The 18,915-nt window shown below is 56.1% G+C and carries 18 protein-coding genes; 9 read left to right on the top strand and 9 right to left on the bottom strand.

The features are described 5' to 3' along the window. Positions 1-44: 44 nt before the first annotated feature. The 6 genes from ACOVRA_RS15260 to xth form a co-directional block, all read right to left on the bottom strand. Complete coding sequence (locus ACOVRA_RS15260; RefSeq protein ID WP_421721042.1) at positions 45-2,612, bottom strand: TonB-dependent receptor; 2,568 nt, start codon at positions 2,610-2,612, stop codon at positions 45-47. Positions 2,613-2,911: 299 nt separating this feature from the next. After that, positions 2,912-3,979: a 3-isopropylmalate dehydrogenase gene (gene leuB / locus ACOVRA_RS15255; RefSeq protein WP_421721041.1), complete on the bottom strand. Its 1,068-nt coding sequence runs from the start codon at positions 3,977-3,979 to the stop codon at positions 2,912-2,914. A gap of 56 nt (positions 3,980-4,035) precedes the next feature. Further along, the gene (locus tag ACOVRA_RS15250; RefSeq protein WP_421721040.1) at positions 4,036-4,239 is read right to left on the bottom strand and encodes a hypothetical protein; all 204 of its coding nucleotides are present in this window, start codon (positions 4,237-4,239) and stop codon (positions 4,036-4,038) included. A 99-nt stretch (positions 4,240-4,338) separates the two neighbouring features. After that, positions 4,339-4,944, bottom strand: a complete 606-nt coding sequence (gene leuD, locus ACOVRA_RS15245) for a 3-isopropylmalate dehydratase small subunit (protein ID WP_421721039.1) — start codon at positions 4,942-4,944, stop codon at positions 4,339-4,341. A gap of 36 nt (positions 4,945-4,980) precedes the next feature. Further along, positions 4,981-5,550, bottom strand: a complete 570-nt coding sequence (locus ACOVRA_RS15240; protein WP_421721038.1) for a hypothetical protein — start codon at positions 5,548-5,550, stop codon at positions 4,981-4,983. Positions 5,551-5,555: 5 nt separating this feature from the next. Next, positions 5,556-6,356, bottom strand: coding sequence for an exodeoxyribonuclease III (xth, locus tag ACOVRA_RS15235; protein ID WP_421721037.1), 801 nt, complete (start codon positions 6,354-6,356; stop codon positions 5,556-5,558). A gap of 54 nt (positions 6,357-6,410) precedes the next feature. Here xth and leuC point away from each other — a divergent pair, with 54 nt between their 5' ends. Beyond that, the gene (leuC, locus tag ACOVRA_RS15230; RefSeq protein ID WP_421721036.1) at positions 6,411-7,823 is read left to right on the top strand and encodes a 3-isopropylmalate dehydratase large subunit; all 1,413 of its coding nucleotides are present in this window, start codon (positions 6,411-6,413) and stop codon (positions 7,821-7,823) included. 9 nt (positions 7,824-7,832) lie between these two features. Here the strand turns inward: leuC and ACOVRA_RS15225 are convergent, their stop codons facing one another. Next, a complete protein-coding gene (locus ACOVRA_RS15225) occupies positions 7,833-8,810 on the bottom strand; it encodes a hypothetical protein (protein WP_421721035.1) in 978 nt (325 codons plus the stop codon). Between the two features lie 41 nt (positions 8,811-8,851). Continuing rightward, positions 8,852-9,595, bottom strand: coding sequence for an OmpA family protein (locus tag ACOVRA_RS15220; RefSeq protein WP_421721034.1), 744 nt, complete (start codon positions 9,593-9,595; stop codon positions 8,852-8,854). 265 nt (positions 9,596-9,860) lie between these two features. Between ACOVRA_RS15220 and ACOVRA_RS15215 the strand changes: the two genes are divergently transcribed. The 8 genes from ACOVRA_RS15215 (at position 9,861) to ACOVRA_RS15180 (ending at position 17,999) form a co-directional block, all read left to right on the top strand. Further along, positions 9,861-10,670: a TrmH family RNA methyltransferase gene (locus ACOVRA_RS15215; protein ID WP_290801932.1), complete on the top strand. Its 810-nt coding sequence runs from the start codon at positions 9,861-9,863 to the stop codon at positions 10,668-10,670. After that, positions 10,671-11,609 carry a class I SAM-dependent methyltransferase gene (locus ACOVRA_RS15210; RefSeq protein ID WP_421721033.1) on the top strand — a complete coding sequence of 313 codons (939 nt, stop codon included), beginning with the start codon at positions 10,671-10,673 and terminating at the stop codon, positions 11,607-11,609. Positions 11,610-11,711: 102 nt separating this feature from the next. After that, positions 11,712-13,028 carry a divergent polysaccharide deacetylase family protein gene (locus ACOVRA_RS15205; protein WP_421721032.1) on the top strand — a complete coding sequence of 439 codons (1,317 nt, stop codon included), beginning with the start codon at positions 11,712-11,714 and terminating at the stop codon, positions 13,026-13,028. Next, complete coding sequence (locus ACOVRA_RS15200; protein ID WP_421721031.1) at positions 13,025-13,522, top strand: RNA pyrophosphohydrolase; 498 nt, start codon at positions 13,025-13,027, stop codon at positions 13,520-13,522. The genes ACOVRA_RS15205 and ACOVRA_RS15200 overlap by 4 nt, the downstream gene beginning before the upstream one ends. A gap of 45 nt (positions 13,523-13,567) precedes the next feature. Beyond that, complete coding sequence (locus ACOVRA_RS15195) at positions 13,568-14,347, top strand: alpha/beta hydrolase (protein WP_290801941.1); 780 nt, start codon at positions 13,568-13,570, stop codon at positions 14,345-14,347. A gap of 150 nt (positions 14,348-14,497) precedes the next feature. Further along, positions 14,498-15,190 carry a DUF484 family protein gene (locus ACOVRA_RS15190; RefSeq protein ID WP_421721030.1) on the top strand — a complete coding sequence of 231 codons (693 nt, stop codon included), beginning with the start codon at positions 14,498-14,500 and terminating at the stop codon, positions 15,188-15,190. Next, complete coding sequence (locus ACOVRA_RS15185; protein WP_421721029.1) at positions 15,187-16,140, top strand: tyrosine recombinase XerC; 954 nt, start codon at positions 15,187-15,189, stop codon at positions 16,138-16,140. The genes ACOVRA_RS15190 and ACOVRA_RS15185 overlap by 4 nt, the downstream gene beginning before the upstream one ends. Before the next feature lie 272 nt (positions 16,141-16,412). Beyond that, positions 16,413-17,999: an ammonium transporter gene (locus tag ACOVRA_RS15180; RefSeq protein WP_421721028.1), complete on the top strand. Its 1,587-nt coding sequence runs from the start codon at positions 16,413-16,415 to the stop codon at positions 17,997-17,999. Between the two features lie 55 nt (positions 18,000-18,054). Here ACOVRA_RS15180 and ACOVRA_RS15175 read toward each other — a convergent pair whose 3' ends face one another. Further along, a complete protein-coding gene (locus ACOVRA_RS15175) occupies positions 18,055-18,903 on the bottom strand; it encodes an NlpC/P60 family protein (protein ID WP_421721027.1) in 849 nt (282 codons plus the stop codon). Positions 18,904-18,915 lie beyond the last annotated feature (12 nt).

The following is an 18,915-nucleotide window of genomic DNA, read 5'->3' as shown; positions in this document are numbered from 1 at the left end:
CGCGGAAAGCGCCGGGCTTAATTGCTGCTAGGTCATGCCAAAGATCAGTAGTTGACCTTCAGTTCCAAACCAACGCTGCGACCGCGGCGTGGCATGAAGAAGAAGGCGCGTGGGCTGCCAGTGTCGATGCCCGATGCCGCAGCACCAGTCAGACCCGCCGCAGCAGCGGAGCCTTGGAACACGTCGAACCAACGCGTTGCGATGGGGATCGAGTCCTCATCGGTCAAATTCTTGCCCCAGAGCGACAATTTCCAACGCTCACCGCTCACGCCGACGCGGCCACCCACCAAAGTGGTTTCACCGGTTTCTGCACCGCCATGGACTTGGATATATTTGGTGCCTTCATAAGAAAGGTCGGCTGACGCAAACAATTCCAGATTCGCGCCCAATTGACGGGAATAGTCGATGTTGAAGCTGGCTTGGTCAGCCGGCACCAAGGGGATCTTAGCCCCGACGATAGATCCATTCGCGCCTGGCAGTGGCACGACCGAGCCGTTTGGCAAGGCTGGTGGATTTGGCGACCCGGCGACACGACGTGTGCTGGTGCAGGTTGTGCCAATCTGATAGCCGCCCGAAGTCAGCGTGTATTGGAACTCGTCACAGCCTTCTGTGAATTCTGTGCTGATATGCGAGTAATTCAGGCTGAAGCCTAAATTATCGGTCACACGGAAGCGGAAGTCCGCTTCAAAGCCCTTGATTTCGGCGTTACCTTGGTTGGTAACGATCGAGGTCAAAACACCACTCGAGCCCGAAACAGCCGTCGTCAACTGCATCTTGTCTGCCTTTGTGTCGTAAGCCGACAAGGCCAAGGTGCCACGACCATCAAACAAGCGGGCCTTATAGCCGACTTCGTAATTGGTCGAAGTTTCTGGGTCGAATTGTGGGAAGCCGTTGGCGATACCCAAAGTACCGTTCAAGCCGCCTGGCTTGGTGCCTTCAGCATAGATGGCATAGATGGTTTGGTTCTCATTCGGCTTCCAAGTCAGCGTCGCACGTGGCGTGAAGGAGTCGAAGTTACGCGAGTCATCATAGGTCAAGCCACCGACTGCCACGCCGGCCACGTTGGAACCGCCAACAAAGCCTGTGCAGGTGGGCGCAATTGTTGGATTCGAACGAACAGCGGCGCAGAAGTTTTGCGTAGACCGCTTTTCAGCTTGCTGGCGGGCTTCCAAGTCGATCGACAGCGTGTCGGTGATGTCGAAGCCCAAACGACCGAAGATCGCCCCGTTGGAGGTGGAGTTGGTCAAGTTCTTTTGTGTCATGATGACGCCATTGACGGGGGTAGCTGTCGCACCCGCATCGGCGGCGAAGTCAATCGAGAATCCCGTTTGGTCTAGGCTGTAGCCATACAGGCCCAACATCCAGCGGACGCGCTTATCTTGCGGCGAAGACAGCTTCACTTCCAAGGACATGTCCTTGGACTCCGTCGAACCAGAGCTGCCGAACAAAGAGTTGGAAGCCATGATCCCATTAGCACCGAGCGTCTGCGGGAAAGATGCCCCATTTAAGAAGTCCGAGTCAGAGCCGGTCTTCAGCGTTTCATCACGGAAGCCATAGCTGACATTGACCGTGTAGTCGTTCGGCAGATCGACATCGGCGATCAGCGATCCAAAAGTCAGGTCGCGCTCAACGCCTAAGAAAGGCGCAGCTGGGCGCGTGCCGCCACCACCTGTGTTCTGGAAATAAACGCCGGTATCCTTGATAACGCCGCAGAACCATTGGTTTGGATTATTATCGGTGGTGGCCGCAGCCCCACGATAGGCGTTCGAACGATAGCCGGGATAGCAATTGTTCTTGCTAGACGCTTGGAAGCCAAACGCACGTGGACCATCCTCGTCCTCAGCATGGACAACGCGAGCGCGCAGGGTGAGGCCTTGGACAGGACGGGCTTCCAAAACGCCGCTTACGGACTTGGTTTGCTCGGAACCGAGTGGATTGTCGTCTCGTGCAGCCGAATTTCCCCACTCCCCGTCATAGGTATAATAGCGCGCAGCTAAGCCACCCGACAACCAAGACGTGATCGGACCCGCCAAACGCAAGTTCGCAGTCTGCTCATTATGCGTGCCAATCGACAGCGTTGCGCCAGCCTTCAAAGAGGTGCCTGGGCTGTTGGTGATGAAGTTGATCGCACCCGAATAGGTGTTGCGACCATAAAGTGCCGATTGCGGCCCTTTGATCACTTCCACGCGGGCCACGTCGGCCAAATCGATCGAGGAGATATCGCCCTGATAATAGACACCATCGACGAAGTAAGCGGTACCGGCTTCCACGCCGGGCTGGGTACCTGCCAGAATGGACGCTGCACCGCGAACCACTGGGCGGTCGGTTGCGCGACCAAAGGCCTTGGAGAAAGACAGGCCGGGGGTGAAGCGCGCCAAATCGTCAATCGCCTGAATGTTCAAGCGCGACACGTCCGATGCGCCAACCGCGGTTACGGCAACTGGCGTTGAAATCAAACTCTCTTGAGTCTTACGAGCCGTCACGATGATGGTTTCAACTTTGGAACGATCTGCTTCCGTGTCCGTTGCGGCTTGAGCGAAGGAAGTACCGGGCATCGCAATTGCGAGGGCCATCAGGGCTGCAGAACCAGTCAAAAGTAAGCGCTGTGTCATATGGTCTTCCTCTATGGAATGTGGTCCCCGCCGCACACACTTACGACTGGATCACGGATGATGACATTTGTGTAAAGAGTATATCAAATTCTGGGAAGGTGTGTTCTGTGAAAATTTATATCGTTGTCTTGCTTTAGTGGCCAATGAGCAACACTTATCGCCAACTTGGGCGCAAAATGATCCGATATTCGGGCTAAATACTCTGTTTAGGTCACGCCTTTGAGTGCCTCCCTTGGCAGGAAGGCACTCAAGCGATCGAGGTTCCGCGACGGATTAAAGGGGGCCGGCTTGCACTTGTCTTAAAGCCCGGCGAGGATCGCGGTGCCCATATCGGCGGTCGAGAGGCTACCGCCTAAATCTGCTGTGCGTGCCCCTTTATTCAAAGCCGCTTCAACCGCCATGAAGAGTCTGTCTGCAAGCGGCACCTCCCCCAAGGACCAGCGCAAGGCCATTTCCAACGAAAGGATTGCGGCAACCGGATTGGCGAGGCCCTTGCCAGCGATGTCGGGTGCCGAGCCATGGATCGGCTCGTAAAGCCCGGGCTTACCAGCATCCCCGAGAGCTGCGGACGGCAAAAGCCCAATGGAGCCTGTGCAAGCAGCGGCAAGGTCAGACAAGACATCGCCAAAGAGATTGTCGGTCAATAGAACGTCGAATTGCTGTGGCGCGCGCACCAATTGCATGGCCGCATTGTCGGCATACATATGCTCTAGCTGGACATCACCATAATCGCTGGCATGCAAAGCCGTGACTTCCTGACGCCATAAAAGTCCGGATTCCATGACGTTCGACTTCTCAAGGCTTGTCACCTTGTTGGAACGCTTGCGCGCAAGTTCAAAGGCAACCCGGGCGACGCGGCGGATTTCGGCGCTGGTATAGATTTGATTGTCAAAGCCACGCTTGCTGCCGTCGGCCAAGGTCTCGATCCCGCGCGGCGTGCCGAAATAGACCCCGCCGGTCAGTTCACGAACAAAGACAATATCGAGCCCCTCAACAAGGTGTCGCTTTAGACCTGAGGCATCGGCCAATGCGGCGAAACAGAGAGCAGGACGAAGATTGGCATAGACGTCCATCTCTTTGCGAAGGCGCAATAGGCCCATTTCTGGGCGAAGCTCGCGGGCAACGTTTGCCCATTTTGGCCCACCAACCGCCCCCATCAACACCGCTTGGGCGGATTTGGCCGTTGCCACCACCGCATCGGTTATTGGGACACCCTGCACATCCAGGCTCGCCCCACCAAACGAGGCAGTTTCAACATCAAGCTGTAGGCCGTGCCGAGACATTAATCGGTCGAGCACGCGCTCAACCTCAGTCATTACTTCAGGGCCAATACCATCACCGGGCAATAGAAGGAGTTTATTTGTCATGCATCGCCCATAACCACGAAATGCGTGACTGTCACGGACGAATGCAGAGGGATCGCCTAAGCGGCTTCGCGGTAGCCCGCTGGCAAGATGGGTTGGGCCGCAGTGACACCGATTTCTTCCGATGTCAGGGCTTCTTCATTCGCGTAGGAATCGAAAATCATCGCTTCGATTTCTTCAGTCGGAGCAACGAACACCGCCAATGGTCCAATTGTCGCTGCTAAAGCGCTCAAAAAGCCTGGATCCAAGAATTGATCGAGCACGAAATCTGCCTCTTGCTGATACCATTAACGAATTGGTAACAGAAGTTAAGCAGATATGAATCAAATTGAAAAGCATTTAATCTAATTTTTTTAGGTACTTCAGCCCAACCAAGGCGTCATTAACTTTCTTTTGTGTTCGTGCTCCGAGATTTGATCCTGCTGCATAAGACTTTGCCCGATTTCATCTAAACCCACCAGCAAGGACTTTTTCCGACCCGGATCGATCTCAAAATGGTAAATATTCCCATCGGGGCCGGTAAGAGTTTGGGCGGCAAGGTCAATTTCAAAGCGCGCATTCTGCCCGTTGGCTTGGCTCATCAAGGCATCAACTTGGCTCGCATCCAAGATAAGCGGCAGCACGCCATTCTTGAAGCAATTATTGAAGAAGATGTCTGCAAAGGAGGCGGAGATCACGCATTCGATGCCATAATCCAACAGGGCCCAAGGTGCATGCTCACGCGACGAACCGCAGCCAAAGTTAGGCCCGGCAATCAGGATTTTTGCACCCTCATAGGCTGGCTTATTCAAAACGAAATCCGGATTTGGTGATCCATCGGACAAGAACCGCATATCAAAGAAGAGACCTCGCGACAGGCCCGTGCGCTCCACCGTCGACAAAAATTGCTTAGGAATGATCTGATCGGTATCAATATTGGCGACGGGCAAGGGCGCTGCATGGGCGGCCAGTTTTGTGAACTTCTTCATGGGATTTGTCCTGTTTAGAAATGTGGCGATCGCGGGTTAGGGCTCGTTGACGGTGACGCTAAATGAACCGCCAGACTTCTCGATCGTGACCTTCTCTTTATCTTGCGACTTGATCTCTAGTGTACCTTCGCCGTCCGAATCGAACTGCCCTGTGAACACAGCACCTTCCTTGTCGGTACAGCTCACTTCCTCCAAGGCACTCAGGGTAGCTTCTGAAGCCTTCGTCAAAACCGGGCTACAATTGAGGTTGCCATTGGCTTGCTCCTTTTGAAGCGCTTTAACGACAGTGCCGCGAAACTCGCCCAACACGCCGCCCATGATGGCTTTCAGCCAAGGGGCGTCATTGAGCCTCAGCGTCTTTGCGGCATCTGGTGCTGCGTCTGCTTTGCCTTCTGTAGCGCTCTCTTCAGCCGCTAGCTGCGCAGCGTCTTTGCTCGCCGCAGGCGGCGGTGGTGCTTGCATGGTGCGGGGATTATCAACGGCTTCAAAAGTTGGATTAATCTCAACAGGCTTAGGCCGCAGGGCTTGATAAGCACCCAAACCAAAAATGGTGGCACCGATAATTATCAGCGGCACGAAGATGCCCGGACCCTTTTGCTTTGCCATTTCGACTAAACCTCAAATGCTGCCACGACGGGAACGTGGTCACTGGGCTTTTCCCATGCACGCGCGTCTTTGTGAATGGCAAAACTTTCCTTGATGAAACGGGGCGCAAAGTCAGCATTGGCCCAAATATGGTCCAGCCTTCGGCCGCGATCATTTTTCGTCCAATCTGGGGAACGATAACTCCACCAAGAAAAGACCTTCTCAGGAGCCGGGCGGGCAACGCGGGCTAAATCTACCAGCCCGCCGCGCGCCAAAATGCGGCCCATGGCATCGGTCTCGACCGGGGTGTGGCTGACAACGTTCAGCAATTGCTTATGCCCCCAGACATCATGTTCACCGGGCGCAACATTCAAGTCACCCACCACCACCAGCGGATCCGTACGGTTCCGGCCAGCATAATGGGCTTCCATGCGCTCAAGAAACGAGAGCTTGTGACCAAATTTTGGATTGATCTGCGTGTCCGGCTCGTCTCCGCCCGCGGGCACATACAGATTATGGATCGTGACGCCCGCAACTTTCACAGCGGCAACGCGGGCTTCCTCGTGGCGACAGAAAGCAGGCTCTTCCACTTCTTCAAGCGGCAGACGTGAGGCAATCGCTACCCCATGCCACCCCTTTTGGCCTCGGATATGCAGGTGCGGCAATCCCATCTCGGTAAAGGCCGAGGCTGGAAATTCGCCATTGCGGCACTTGATTTCCTGCAAGCACAAGACATCGGGACGATGCTCTTCAACAAAGCGCTTTACCAGCCCTGCGCGCAGGCGAACCGAATTGATGTTCCAAGTGGCAACTGAAAGACGTGTCATCGCACTGGCTTAAGCGACTTGGGGGAAATGGGAAAGTGCGCTAAGCGGCAAAGTATGGGAAAGACACTTTATGACAAGATTTGGGACAACCACGTCGTTGGCACCGCCGAGGATGGCGTATCCCTTCTTTATATCGATTTACATCTGATCCATGAGGTCACAACCCCGCAGGCTTTCGCGGGCCTGAAGGCGGCTGGACGCAAAGTCCGCCGTCCGGATCTGACCTTGGCCGTGGCCGACCATAACACGCCGACAGAGAACCAAGCCGCAGGCGTGGATGCCGTTGCTGACCCCGAGGCCCGCTTACAATTGCAGACACTGGGCCGCAATGTGGCCGAGCATGGGATTGAGTTCTTTCCTATGGGCGAAATCCGCAATGGGATTGTCCATGTTGTCGGGCCTGAACAAGGCCGCACCCAGCCCGGCATGACCATCGTTTGCGGTGACAGCCACACCTCGACCCATGGTGCCTTCGGCGCGCTCGCCCATGGCATTGGCACCAGTGAAGTTGAACATGTGCTGGCGACCCAGACCTTGCGTGCCCGCAAAATGAAAAACATGGCGGTGGTGATTGAGGGAACTTTGGCACCAGGCGTTGGCGCTAAGGACATCGCTCTGGCCATTTGCGCTAAGATCGGCACCGCGGGCGGCACCGGTCATGTCATCGAATACCGCGGTTCTGCCATACGCGCGCTGTCTGCAGAGGGGCGTATGACCTTGTGCAATATGGCGATCGAAGCAGGTGCCAGAGCGGGACTTGTGGCCCCAGATGACGTTACCTTTGCTTATTTGAAGGGTCGCCCCTCTGCTCCGAAAGCAGGGGCCTGGGACCAAGCCGTCTCGTTCTGGAAGACCCTATTCACAGATGAGGATGCGTTATTTGACCAGGTGGTTGAGATCCCCGCTGAGAGCATTGCTCCGCTAGTGACTTGGGGTACAAGCCCCGAGCAAGTGGTGGCGATTGACGGAATAGCCCCGGACCCAGAGCATTTCAGCGATCCAATAGAGCGCGAGACCGCGCGTCGATCCTTGGCCTATATGGGTATTGAAGCCGGGCAAAAGATGACCGATCTTGCCGTTCAGCGCGTCTTCATCGGCTCTTGTACCAATTCTCGGATCGAAGATTTGCGGGTGGTGGCTGACCTTGTGCGCGGGAAAAAGGTGGCCGAGGGTGTTCGCGCCATGATCGTGCCGGGATCAGGCCTTGTTCGCCATCAGGCCGAGGAAGAAGGCTTGGACGAAATCTTTGTGGCCGCTGGCTTTGAGTGGCGCGAGCCTGGTTGTTCGATGTGCTTGGGCATGAACCCAGACCGGCTGGTACCATTTGAGCGCTGCGCCTCAACATCCAACCGCAATTTTGAAGGCCGCCAAGGACGGGATGGGCGCACCCATCTCGTCTCACCCGCCATGGCCGCAGCCGCTGCCCTGACGGGCAGATTGAGCGATGTTCGTGAGCTACTTGCCTAAGGGCCAGCGCTAACGCGCTGGCTCACCCCGGGCCAAATTGGTGCATTGCGCGACCCAATTTTCCCGATAAACCCGGGCACCAAAGGTCGGCAAATTCTTAGACAGCCAAGCGACCTGGTCGATATTCATCGTGGCGATCTGATAGAAGTAATAGATGCCTTGGTCGTTCAGCCAAGCCTTATTCTTCGGGCCCACACCATCAATCAACAATAGTTCGTCTGGATTAGCCCGGCGGCGGGAACGCGGCGGGGCTTTGCCAGCGCCTGCCAAGGCAATCGCTTCTTCCAAGGCTTCTGGTGCCAAAGCGGCCAAAGGCGACGGCGTGAAGTTTTGGTTGCTAATGGGCTCCGGCGGCGGCGGTGGTGGTGGCGGCGGTGGAGCGACCGCTTTCACTTTCCGCTTTTTGGCAGGTGCTTGGGTTATGACCACGGGGTCTTCAACCACCACTGGCGCAACAACGGGTGCAACCACCGCTTCGGCCTTCTTTCGACCCCGCTTTTTAGGTTCCACTGCGGCAGCAACAAAGGCCGCCGGCGCAGGCTCAACTTCTTGAACCAATTTCGTCGCCGTCATTTGTTCAGGCATTGGCGGCGTCTCGACGCTGCCGCCAGTATCGCGGCCCTCAAAGAACAAGACACGGGCCTCAAGATACTTATTGCGCCATTTTAGCGCGGCAACATCTTCATCAACACTTTCGCCTTCACGCAATTTGGCATTAGCCGCAGCCAGTTCATCCGCCCGCGATCGCACTTCGGCCAATTCAGCCTCCAAAGCGGCAGCTTTGCGCGTCCCGATTGCATCGGTGAGTGCAGATCCAGCACCAGCGGTCACTTGCCGTTTCAGTTCATCACGCTCTTCCCGCACAAGACGCAGTTCCTCCTGCAATTCTTCGGTATTGCAATTGCAGAGGTTTAACACGCGCGCCAGAAAAGCACCGATTGCCGCGGACACCAGCACGATCAGAATGCTTTGACTTAACAGAAACATGGCTTTGGTCCTTGCCTTCCCTAAGGAGGGTGATTGGGTCTTTAGTTTGACTCGGTGATTTTAAATTCTATGCGGCGGTTTTGTTCTCTCAAGGGGCTGTCAGGTTGCCCTGGGATATCCCCGTTGCCATTGGGGAAATCATTCACCAAGGGTTGGGTTTCGCCATAGCCTTTAGCGGTGACCTGGCTGGCAGGCACGCCTTTAGAGATCAAGAAATCGCGAACTGTATTCGCGCGTCGTTGGGACAATCGCTGATTGAGGTCAGCTGCGCCACCTGTATCGGTGTGGCCACCAATCTCAATCTTGAAGCTGCTGCACGCCTTGGCGACGACTGCGACGCGATCAAGAACTTCTTGTCCACCAAGAAGTGGGCTGCTGCCCTTTTCGAACCGAATAGTGCCCGTTTTGCCCGCTTCTGTTAGACGACTTTGGCAGTTGGCTTCTGCTTGCTGCGACGGGGTCACTGCCGGAGTTCCTGGGGTAACCGCCGCATCAGGCTTGGTTGGCAATGGTGAACGGACAACCTCGGAGCCTGGATAGCTAATTCCGCGGCAATCAATTTTAGCAAAGACGCCAGGCAGACTGGCACGATCCTTAACAGCATCTACGACCGTCGAGCACGCTGCTTTTGCGGTCGCCTCGTCCACCGAAAAGCCGCTAATCATCAAACGCTCTTCTAATGTATCTGCGCGAGCAAAAGTAAATCCCGCTTTGTCCAAGCTTTCCTGCGCCAAAGAACGCGTCTCTTCTTGTAAAACCACCATGCGTTGATAGTGGACCCACATGAGAATTGCCAAACCTAAGGCACCAAGCACAAAGACTGGCCAGCAATTCCTAGGATTAAGCATGCTTTATTTGCCGTTTCAGTTTTGGAGGTCTTAAGCGTAGTGAAAGAAGCGCACTAGCAGGACCTCGCGATCAAGTTTTAGTAAACTCATCTTCAGTTCAACGACGTCGGAAAGCAAGAGCACTCGCGTCTGACGTGCAAAAAACACAGCATTTTGCGGACTTCACTCTCCCATTGGGGCAATCTCACGCTATGAGGAAGACATGATCCAAGACGTGACAAGCCCGCAAAATAGTTTGGTCAAGTTGGCCAAGTCGCTTGACCGCAAGAAGGCTCGGACAGAGTCTGGCTTATTCTTGGCCGAGGGTGCACGCCACGTCGGAGAGGGTCTCGACCTAGGTTGGGAACTCGAAGCACTTTTGTTTTCCGCAGCCGCTGAGGCTCGCCCCGCTGTGCAGTCCCTCGCGCAGCAAGCTTTGAAGACCGGTGCCCGTGTAGCGCGTGTGTCAGACCGTGTGCTTGAGGCCGTCGCGAAGCGCGATAATGCCCAATCGGTTCTTGGTCTATTCCGTCAACGCTATACCCCCTTGGACGCTTTGGCCGAGGCACCATTTATCATTGCGTTGGAGCGCATCCGCGATCCCGGTAATCTGGGCACCATCCTCCGAACACTCGATTCGGTTGGCGGCGGCGGCGTTGTCTTATTGGAAGAAAGTTGCGACCCGTTTTCTATGGAAGCGGTGCGCGCGAGTATGGGCTCTATTTTCTCATCGCCTGTCGCAAAATCTGACTTTGCCGGGTTTGAGACGTGGCGCCGCACGCAAGGCTTTAAGATGGCAGGCACCTCGCTAAAAGGGTCGACCCGACACACCGACACCGATTTTGGCTCAAAAACTGTCCTTTTGATGGGCAATGAACAATCAGGCATTCCAGACTCTTGGGCAGAGGCATGCGATGTTCTGGTACGCCTGCCGATGGCAGGCCGCGCCGACAGCCTCAACCTCGCGATTGCGACGGCTGTTACGACTTATGAAATTTGGCGTCAAAAAGGCTTTAAAGGGGCCCGTGATTAGATGGCTCAGAAGTCGCCTCCGTCTCTGAAGACTGCGCCAATGCGCATGGCCCCCGTGTTAGTGGCGGATGATTGGTCTGACTATGCGCTGATGGATTCCGGCGACGGCCAAAAGCTGGAGCGTTTTGGCCCTTACACGTTTATCCGGCCAGACAGCCAAGCGCTTTGGCCGCGGCGCTTGAGTGAGAAAGACTGGGCCTATGATGCCGCTTTCTCTGGCCAAGAGAGCGAGGAAATGGGGCGATGGCGATTTGTGCGGCGGGTCCCAGAGACGTGGCCAATTTCGTGGGGCGGGATTAAGTTTCACGCTCGGTGCACACCCTTTCGCCATCTAGGTCTTTTCCCAGAGCAATCGGTACATTGGCGCTGGTGCCGCGATCTGATTGAGGCTCGCGTCAAACAAGCACCAAAGGCTTCGCCACCTAAAGTGCTGAACTTATTTGGCTATACGGGCGTGGCCAGCCTTGTCTGTGCGAAGGCGGGCGCAAGCGTCACCCATGTGGATGCCTCCAAGAAGGCAGTCGGCTATGCCCGCGAGAACCAAGCCCTCGCCGGATTGGACGATCGGCCTATCCGATGGATTGTCGATGACGCGTTAAAGTTTGTAGAGCGCGAGATTCGGCGCGGTAATAAATATCACGGGATCATTCTAGATCCGCCCAAGCATGGGCGCGGGCCGACCGGAGAAATCTGGAAACTCGAAGAAGGATTGGACCGTCTTTTGACCGCTTGTGTCGAGCTTTTGGAAGAGGATGCGTTGTTCTTGGTGGCAACCGTCTATGCGGTGCGCTTAAGTTTCTTGGCGCTCGACAACGGTCTGGCCGCAGCACTCGGCAATAGATTGGGCCAACGTGAAGCCGGTGAAATGGCAATCCCGGAGCAGGGGTCAAACCGCTTACTACCGACGGCCATTTTCGCGCGCTGGTCGAACCAAACATAAACTGCGAAATCGGATGTGTTTGTCAGCCGCCTCGCGCTGATGTTTCTGAATCGTTAACCGATGCAGGTCAGTGAATCAGGTCGAAATGGACCTTTCTGCATCATGGCAGCCACACAGACCTTAAATGCAAAGCCTTTGGCGGTCGGTCTCAAGCACGCGGGCTTGAGCCTTGCGACGCTGTTTTTGTCGCTGGGCTTAAGCGCGGGCGCGATTCAAGCCTTTGGGAATGAACAAGACGCAGGGCCCAGCGCTATTCTGGAAGTGCCACGCTATAATCCCGCCTCTGCAAAGCCCGTCACGACGAGCATGGAACCAAAAGTCGACCTCGCGACGCAAGGCATGGCGATGGGCTGGTTGCCTTGGCGACTGCCAGATGGGGCGATGACGCCCTGGCTGCCGGGAACCCCGCCGCCTAATTCGCCCAGTGCTGCAGATCAAGCCATAAGTGAAGCAGAGGCAGAGCGCTTGGCGGCCATTGCAAAAGCAAAAGGTGACCCTGTCGTGACGGGTGCTGCCACTGCAGCTTCCTCGGGCCAAATGCCGCCTGTCTCTGGTACAGCGCGGATCATGGCCCCGACGTTTGGGACTGCCACGAGTGAAGGCGGTGTGCAGGTCTATCGCGGGCAAGGTGCGGCCGCCTTGACCCAAGCCCCCGCCGCCGGCGTGCACCAACAAGGCCCGGGCGGTTTGTTGCCAATCATCGGGGCGGGCAACCGAACGGTTTACGACGTTTACCGCAAGCCCTTCTCGGAAACGGGGCGACCAAAAGTTGCGCTAGTTGTTGGCGGGCTTGGCCTAAACGCGCGCATTACCCAACGCGCCATTGATGAATTGCCTGCTGAAGTGACGTTGTCCTTTGTGCCCTATGCGGAAAATCTCCAAGGGTGGATTAACAAGGCACGTGCCAATGGACACGAGGTTCTAATCGAGATTCCGATGGAGCCATTTGACTACCCTGAAAATGATCCTGGCCCTCACACCCTTTTGACGACGGCGTCTGCTGACGAGAACCAACGTCGACTTGAGTTCTTACTGTCGCGGGCCAGCGGCTATTTCGGAGTGACCAATTATCTGGGCGGTAAATTCGCCACCTCCAACGAATCCAGCGGCGCGATCATGCGGCAATTGCGGTCTCGCGGCGTGGCCTTCATCGCCGATGGCTCGGCCTCACAACTCGATGCCGCAGCCAGTTCTGCCGGGCTACGCAATGCCCAAGCGGATCGCTTGATCGATCAAAGGCCATCGGGTGACGATATTGCTGCGCAATTGGGTGCCCTTGAGGCGATGGCGACCCAGCGCGGTGCAGCCCTCGGCTTTGGGGTAGCCTATAGTGTGACCATTGACCAAATTGCGCGGTGGGCGAAAGATGCAGGCCGACGGGGGCTAGTTCTAGCCCCAGCATCTGCGGTTACATCATGAGCCAAGATACCATCCCCGCTCCGCCGGAAGGCTATCGACCGAATGTAGGCATCTTATTGTTCGACATGCGAGGATTAGTCTGGGTCGGCAAGCGTCGGGGCTTTAATGGCCAGCATGCTTGGCAGGCACCACAAGGTGGCATTGATCGCGATGAAGATGTCGAAACGGCCGCTCTTCGCGAACTCGGCGAAGAGACCGGCATTGGCGCAAGCTTGGTTTCTATCATCGGCCACACGACCGACTGGCTGACCTATGACTTCCCGCCCGAAATGCAGCGCGGAAAGTTTCGTCGCAACAAGGGCCAAGCCCAAATCTGGTATGCCCTGCGCTTCTTGGGCTCGGATCGCGATGTGAAGCTAAATGCCCATAAGCAAGTTGAGTTTGATGCTTGGCGTTGGGAACGGTTGGAAGCCCTTCCAGAACTGGTGGTGCCATTTAAGCGCGAGGTTTACACACGGATTGTGCAAGACTTCGGCCACCTTGCTGCGGCCTAGCTTCTTGTGGCATGACCGTCTGATTGCAAAAGACGGAGAGTGCAGGTGGAAAAGCCAATTCTAATGATTCATGGGGTTGGATGTGGCGGCGACGCTTGGTCCGTCATGGCCCCACTGATGCAAGCCAAAGGCTGGACGCCCTACACGCCCACGCTTTATCCACAATTCCGCGTCAAAGAAAATCCAACCGGCCAACTCTCAACCCTTGGCCTACACGACTATGTTGAAGCAGCTAAAACAGAGGCCTTGGCCATCGAACGCTCTACAGGTGAAGAACCTGTTTTAATGGGCCATTCAATGGGCGGCTTGATTGTCCAGAAGCTGGCAGAGCAAGGCGTTGGCAAGGCCGCGATTCTGGTGACACCAGCACAACCGGTCGACTGCCAAGTCCAAGATTTGCGTGTCCTATTCACCTTTGCCAATGTCGTTCTTAAAGGTGATCCCAAACTTTCTTACAAAGTCTGGAAGACTGGCTTTCGCTGGGGCGTTCTCAATCAGGTTGCGCCAGAGCGTCACGATGAGATTTATGCCTCGGCCCTCTATGACTCTGGCCTCGTCTATCAGCATCTCGGCAAGCCGGCGACCGACCCACACCGGGTTGCTGTCATCAATGAACGTTCCATTGAGTGCCCAATTCTTACCATTGGGGCCGTGCAGGATCGCGCGACGGTTATTCAAGCGGTCCGCAAAGTCGCGCAGAAATATGCCCGCGTCGGCGGGGATTACCGTGAATATGACGGAGCTGCACATTGGATCATTGATGAGCCAAAGACTGCCGCAGTAACTGCAGACATTTGCGAATGGCTGGAATCCAAGGGTCTATAGACCTTTCCTAAGAGAATTCAGGTCGCTGAAACAAAGTTACTGCACGATGTGCAGAAAAAAGTGCAATCGCACGATTTCCGTAACCACGTGTTCACCTTGTTCACGGCAAACTGTCCGGACACGTAACCTTGTCCCGGATCCTGCCCGCATATGGCCTACCAAGACGCCGCACTGATTGCTGAACCAGAACTCGATTTGGATCTGATCCGCGATTTCCTGATGCAAAATCCAAACTTTGTGCGTGAAGACACAGAGCTTCTGAACCGCATCGCGGCAGAGCCGAGCACCGGGAATGTTATTGCGATTGCGGACCTTGCGCGCGAGCGGATGCTACGAGAGACCCGTGCGGCTCGGTCGCGCTTTGCATCAATCGTGGAAACGGCTCGCGCTAATTACGAAGCCCAAATTCGCGTACAAGAGGCCATTCTTGCAGTTTTGGACAGCCAGGACCCTGAAGATTTGAACGAGCGCCTGTCCGGCCATGTGGCATTTGCGCTAGCGGCCGATGTCTGCGTTTTAGCTGTTTCTGAATCTAATGCCGCCAGCCAAGCCCTTGATAAGGCAGGTTCGGCCATTGAACGCCTCGTGCCAACCCACCAGCCGACGATGTTGGGCCCCATAGAGCGTCCACGTGCGTGGCTCTACGGAGATCGCTGCGAGCTCGTCCACTCAGAAGCCTTGGCCCGTTTAGAATTTGGTCCTACCCGCCGCTTGGGTATTTTGGCTATCGCCAGCCGCGACGTCGACGCCTTCAGGGCGGACCACGGCGGTGAATTGGTGACCTTCTTTGCGCGCGTTTTAGAGCGTGTCCTGACACGCTTTGCGGCTGACGGCTTGCTGTGAACGACCCGGTCCGTCAATCGGACCCGCCAAACGAAGCGGGCGACGGTTTAGCCCAAGCACGTCTGGATTGGATGCACTGGCTAAAGCACGAGCGCCGACTAGCAGGCCATACGCTTGAAGCCTATCAACGCGACGTGGACACTTTCTTGGGGTTCTTGGTTCAGCATCGCGGCGAAGACTTGACCCTAGCGAGCCTGCCCGACCTAACCGCCTCAGACTTGCGCGCGTATTTAGCACGGCGACGTCAGGCCAATACCCCCTTTGGCGATCGATCTGTCGCTCGCGCGCTTGCCGGGATCCGATCCTTCTTTTCCTTTTTGGACCGACGAAGAGGCCTCTCCAACACCAGCTTAAGCTTTGTGCGGGGTCCAAAGATCAAGCCGGCCCTCCCGCGCCCTGTTAGTAGCGAAGTAGCGTTTGAGTTGATTGATCTGGCTGAAGAGGCTGAAGAGCCTTGGATTGGTGCCCGTGATACGGCTGTCCTGACGCTACTTTATGGCTGCGGTCTGCGCATTTCAGAGGCTTTAGGCCTAACCGGCGCTGAGTTTCCATTGCCATCCACCTTGCGCATTCTCGGGAAGGGTCAAAAGACACGTCTGGTTCCGACCTTGCCGGTCGCGCGGGAGGCAATCGCTGCGTATGCCAAACTATGCCCGTATCCAATCTTAGCCGATGGGCCGTTATTCCTCGGCGCGCGCGGCGGACCGCTCCGCGCGAGACTGGTTCAAGCCAGCATGGCCAAACTGCGCGGACAATTGGGTCTGGCAGATTCCGCGACCCCTCACGCATTGCGGCATGCTTTTGCGACCCATTTGTTGCAATCAGGTGGCGACCTTCGATCCATTCAGGAATTGTTGGGCCATGCATCCTTGTCGACAACGCAGCGCTATATGGAAATCGACCCTGCTCACATGATTGCGGTGTTTTCAAAAGCGCACCCGCGCGCGTAGATTGGCCTCCCCAGCTTCGAGCCAAATGGCTAAAAGTGCGCTTTAAAGCATCCTTACACAGAGTTTCGCCTAAAAATTGGACAGGCAAGTGTGCCCTCTTTCCGGGCAGGTGGTGGGCTGACTGCTTAAAATTTGGGCTAATCCCTTGGATATTGCGGAAGGGGCAGGCGGACACTTGCCCAGAAGTGCCCAATTTCTAACGCTGCGGCTTGGATGGAGACTGGGCTAATTGTGAGCTCAAGATCGCAAACCTTGTGGGGAGCACGACGAACGTGACACGTATCGCAACACGCACACGACCGGAGCTTAGCTTCGAAGCGCTGGTACGAGCAGGGCTAGCCGCCCTAGCAGCACTGATTTTCATAATGGCGATTGGCCTGGTTTCGCCTGCACATGCGCAGGATGCCGCCAATGCTGTAGCCGCGGCCGCGGCCGCGGCACCGGCAGCCGAAGCAGCCCCAGCGGCCGCCAAGCTAGTGGCAACTTTACCAGATAAAGTGGTTGATAAAGCAGATATCACGTGGATGATGCTGTCGACCCTTCTAGTTCTTTTGATGATCGTTCCTGGCCTTGCCCTGTTTTATGGCGGGTTGGTGCGCGCCAAGAACATGCTGTCCATGTTGATGCAGGTTTCCACAGTGATGGTAATCGGCATGGTCGCCTGGATGCTGTGGGGCTACAGCTTAGCATTCACCTCAGGCGGCGAAATCGACAGCTTTGTCGGTGGTTTTGACCGCTTGTTCTTGAATGGCGCTGGCTTGGACGCAGACGGAAACCCCGTTCTTGTCGCCACCTTCTCAACGGGTGTTTACATCCCAGAACTCGTGTTCGTCGTCTTCCAAATGACCTTCGCAGCCATTACGGCGGCTCTGGTACTTGGTGGCGTGGCGGAACGGATGAAGTTTGCAGCCGTCGTAGTCTTCGCGGTTCTTTGGCCTTTGTTGTCCTACTACCCAATGGCGCACATGGTTTGGTGGTGGCCTGGCCCTGACGGCTTGGCAGCTGCTTCGGCCCAAGGTGACTCATTCACTACTGGCTTGATCTGGAGCTTTGGTGCCTTGGACTTTGCCGGCGGTACGGTGGTTCACATCAACGCTGGGATCGCGGCATTGGTTGGCTGTATCATTCTGGGTGCCCGTTCTGGCTACCGCAATGAGCCCATGCCACCACATTCCTTGGTCATGACTTTCATCGGGGCTGGCCTTCTTTGGGTTGGTTGGTTTGGCTTCAACGCAGGCTCGAACCTCGAATCCAACTATTATGCCGTCTTGGCCATGGCCAATACCTTCATCGCAACCGCTGCAGCAGGCTTGAGCTGGGTATTGTATGAGTGGGTCACCCGTAAGCGTCCTTCGATGCTGGGCTTGGCATCGGGCATCGTCGCTGGCCTCGTGGCCGTGACCCCCGCTGCTGGCTTCGCAGGCCCAATGGGTGCGCTGATCCTCGGTCTCGTGGTCTCGCCAGCCTGTATCTTCTTCTGCTCGGTCGTCAAATCCGCGTTGAAGTATGACGACAGCTTGGACGCTTTCGGCATCCACGGCATTGGCGGCATCATCGGCGCCATTGGCACCGGCATCGTGGTTTCACCAGCTTTGGGTGGCGCGGGCATTGTCGACTACACCAAGTGCTTCGATGAAGCCGGCAAGATCCTCGCCGTCTGCCCAGCTTATCCCTACGACATGGCAGCCCAAGTCATCGCGCAGGCTAAGGGTGTGTTGGTCACGGTTGCTTGGTCTGGTGTCGCTTCGGCCATCGTCTTCTTTATCATCAAGTACACGATTGGCTTGAAAGCCTCGGTCGATGATCAAGAAGAAGGTCTCGACATTGCGGAGCATGGTGAGCGCGCTTACCACCTCTAAAACGCAGTCTAGCGCTAAATCAGAAAGGCCAGCCTCGCGCTGGCCTTTTTTGTGCTTATTCGTCTAGGCGGCGGATGGTCAAAATGGAGCCATAACTCGCGCCAATCCGCTCGACGGCTGCTGCCAGGGGCTCCTGCGCCACCGCCATATGATAGCCATTGGCGTGAAGAATATGGGTCTCGTCTGTCATCAGGGCGACATGGCCTTTCCAACAGACAATATCGCCGCGCTTTAGGCCCGTCAGGCTTTGATCGAAGAAGACAGGTCGGCCAATCTCACGCTGCATGTATGAATCGCGCGGCAAGAGAATACCCGCAGACTTAAAAGCTGTCTGGATCAAGCCAGAGCAATCAAGCCCCAAACTCTCAACCCCACCCCATTGATAGGGCGCGTGTAGGAATTGTTCGGCGGTTGCGACTGGGTCTAAGGCCATTTCCGAGAGCGGCGCGAGGTGCGACTCATAAATCCACCCCGCCCGCTCCACAGCCACGAAGCCATTTTCGCGCTCACCTTTGAGGGCTACTTGTGCGCCGAGACTCAAGAGAAAGTGGGGGGCTGCTCGGGCGCTTGGCCCCGAGAAGGCATAAGTACGCAATACTTTGATTTTGTGGGTTGTGGCCAAAACTGGTGCGGACAAGGCCGCCATATCAAACCAGCCGACATAGCCGTCGCTCTGCATTTGGCCCCAGCCAAAACCGCCCCGTTCCTCATAAATGTCGATCACATCGCCATGAAGCGCTTGGCTCAATTGTTCGCCATCTGGCTCCGGCACCTTGCGTAATGGGGCAACGCCCGCGCTCACCTGATGGGGGATAGGGTCAACGAAGCGGGCGGATTCCACAAGTCCTTTGAGTTTCGTGGCGGCCAGATCACTTCGGTAGGGATGAAGATTGGGGTCCAGCATGTCTAATGTCCC

This window comes from Aquidulcibacter sp., assembly GCF_049239865.1.
Taxonomy (GTDB): Bacteria; Pseudomonadota; Alphaproteobacteria; order Caulobacterales; family Aquidulcibacteraceae; genus Aquidulcibacter.
This window is presented reverse-complemented; position numbering and strand designations above follow the sequence as displayed.

Excerpts from the sequence above, each read along its gene's own strand:
- ACOVRA_RS15215 (WP_290801932.1), top strand. The coding sequence starts at position 9,861 with ATGATCCAAGACGTGACAAGCCCGCAAAATAGTTTGGTCAAGTTGGCC.
- ACOVRA_RS15175 (WP_421721027.1), bottom strand. The coding sequence starts at position 18,903 with ATGCTGGACCCCAATCTTCATCCCTACCGAAGTGATCTGGCCGCCACG.
- ACOVRA_RS15260 (WP_421721042.1), bottom strand. The coding sequence starts at position 2,612 with ATGACACAGCGCTTACTTTTGACTGGTTCTGCAGCCCTGATGGCCCTC.
- leuD (WP_421721039.1), bottom strand. The coding sequence starts at position 4,944 with ATGAAGAAGTTCACAAAACTGGCCGCCCATGCAGCGCCCTTGCCCGTC.
- ACOVRA_RS15190 (WP_421721030.1), top strand. The coding sequence starts at position 14,498 with ATGGCCTACCAAGACGCCGCACTGATTGCTGAACCAGAACTCGATTTG.
- ACOVRA_RS15220 (WP_421721034.1), bottom strand. The coding sequence starts at position 9,595 with ATGTGGGTCCACTATCAACGCATGGTGGTTTTACAAGAAGAGACGCGT.
- xth (WP_421721037.1), bottom strand. The coding sequence starts at position 6,356 with ATGACACGTCTTTCAGTTGCCACTTGGAACATCAATTCGGTTCGCCTG.
- ACOVRA_RS15210 (WP_421721033.1), top strand. The coding sequence starts at position 10,671 with ATGGCTCAGAAGTCGCCTCCGTCTCTGAAGACTGCGCCAATGCGCATG.
- ACOVRA_RS15200 (WP_421721031.1), top strand. The coding sequence starts at position 13,025 with ATGAGCCAAGATACCATCCCCGCTCCGCCGGAAGGCTATCGACCGAAT.
- ACOVRA_RS15225 (WP_421721035.1), bottom strand. The coding sequence starts at position 8,810 with ATGTTTCTGTTAAGTCAAAGCATTCTGATCGTGCTGGTGTCCGCGGCA.
- ACOVRA_RS15205 (WP_421721032.1), top strand. The coding sequence starts at position 11,712 with ATGGCAGCCACACAGACCTTAAATGCAAAGCCTTTGGCGGTCGGTCTC.
- leuB (WP_421721041.1), bottom strand. The coding sequence starts at position 3,979 with ATGACAAATAAACTCCTTCTATTGCCCGGTGATGGTATTGGCCCTGAA.
- ACOVRA_RS15240 (WP_421721038.1), bottom strand. The coding sequence starts at position 5,550 with ATGGCAAAGCAAAAGGGTCCGGGCATCTTCGTGCCGCTGATAATTATC.
- leuC (WP_421721036.1), top strand. The coding sequence starts at position 6,411 with ATGGGAAAGACACTTTATGACAAGATTTGGGACAACCACGTCGTTGGC.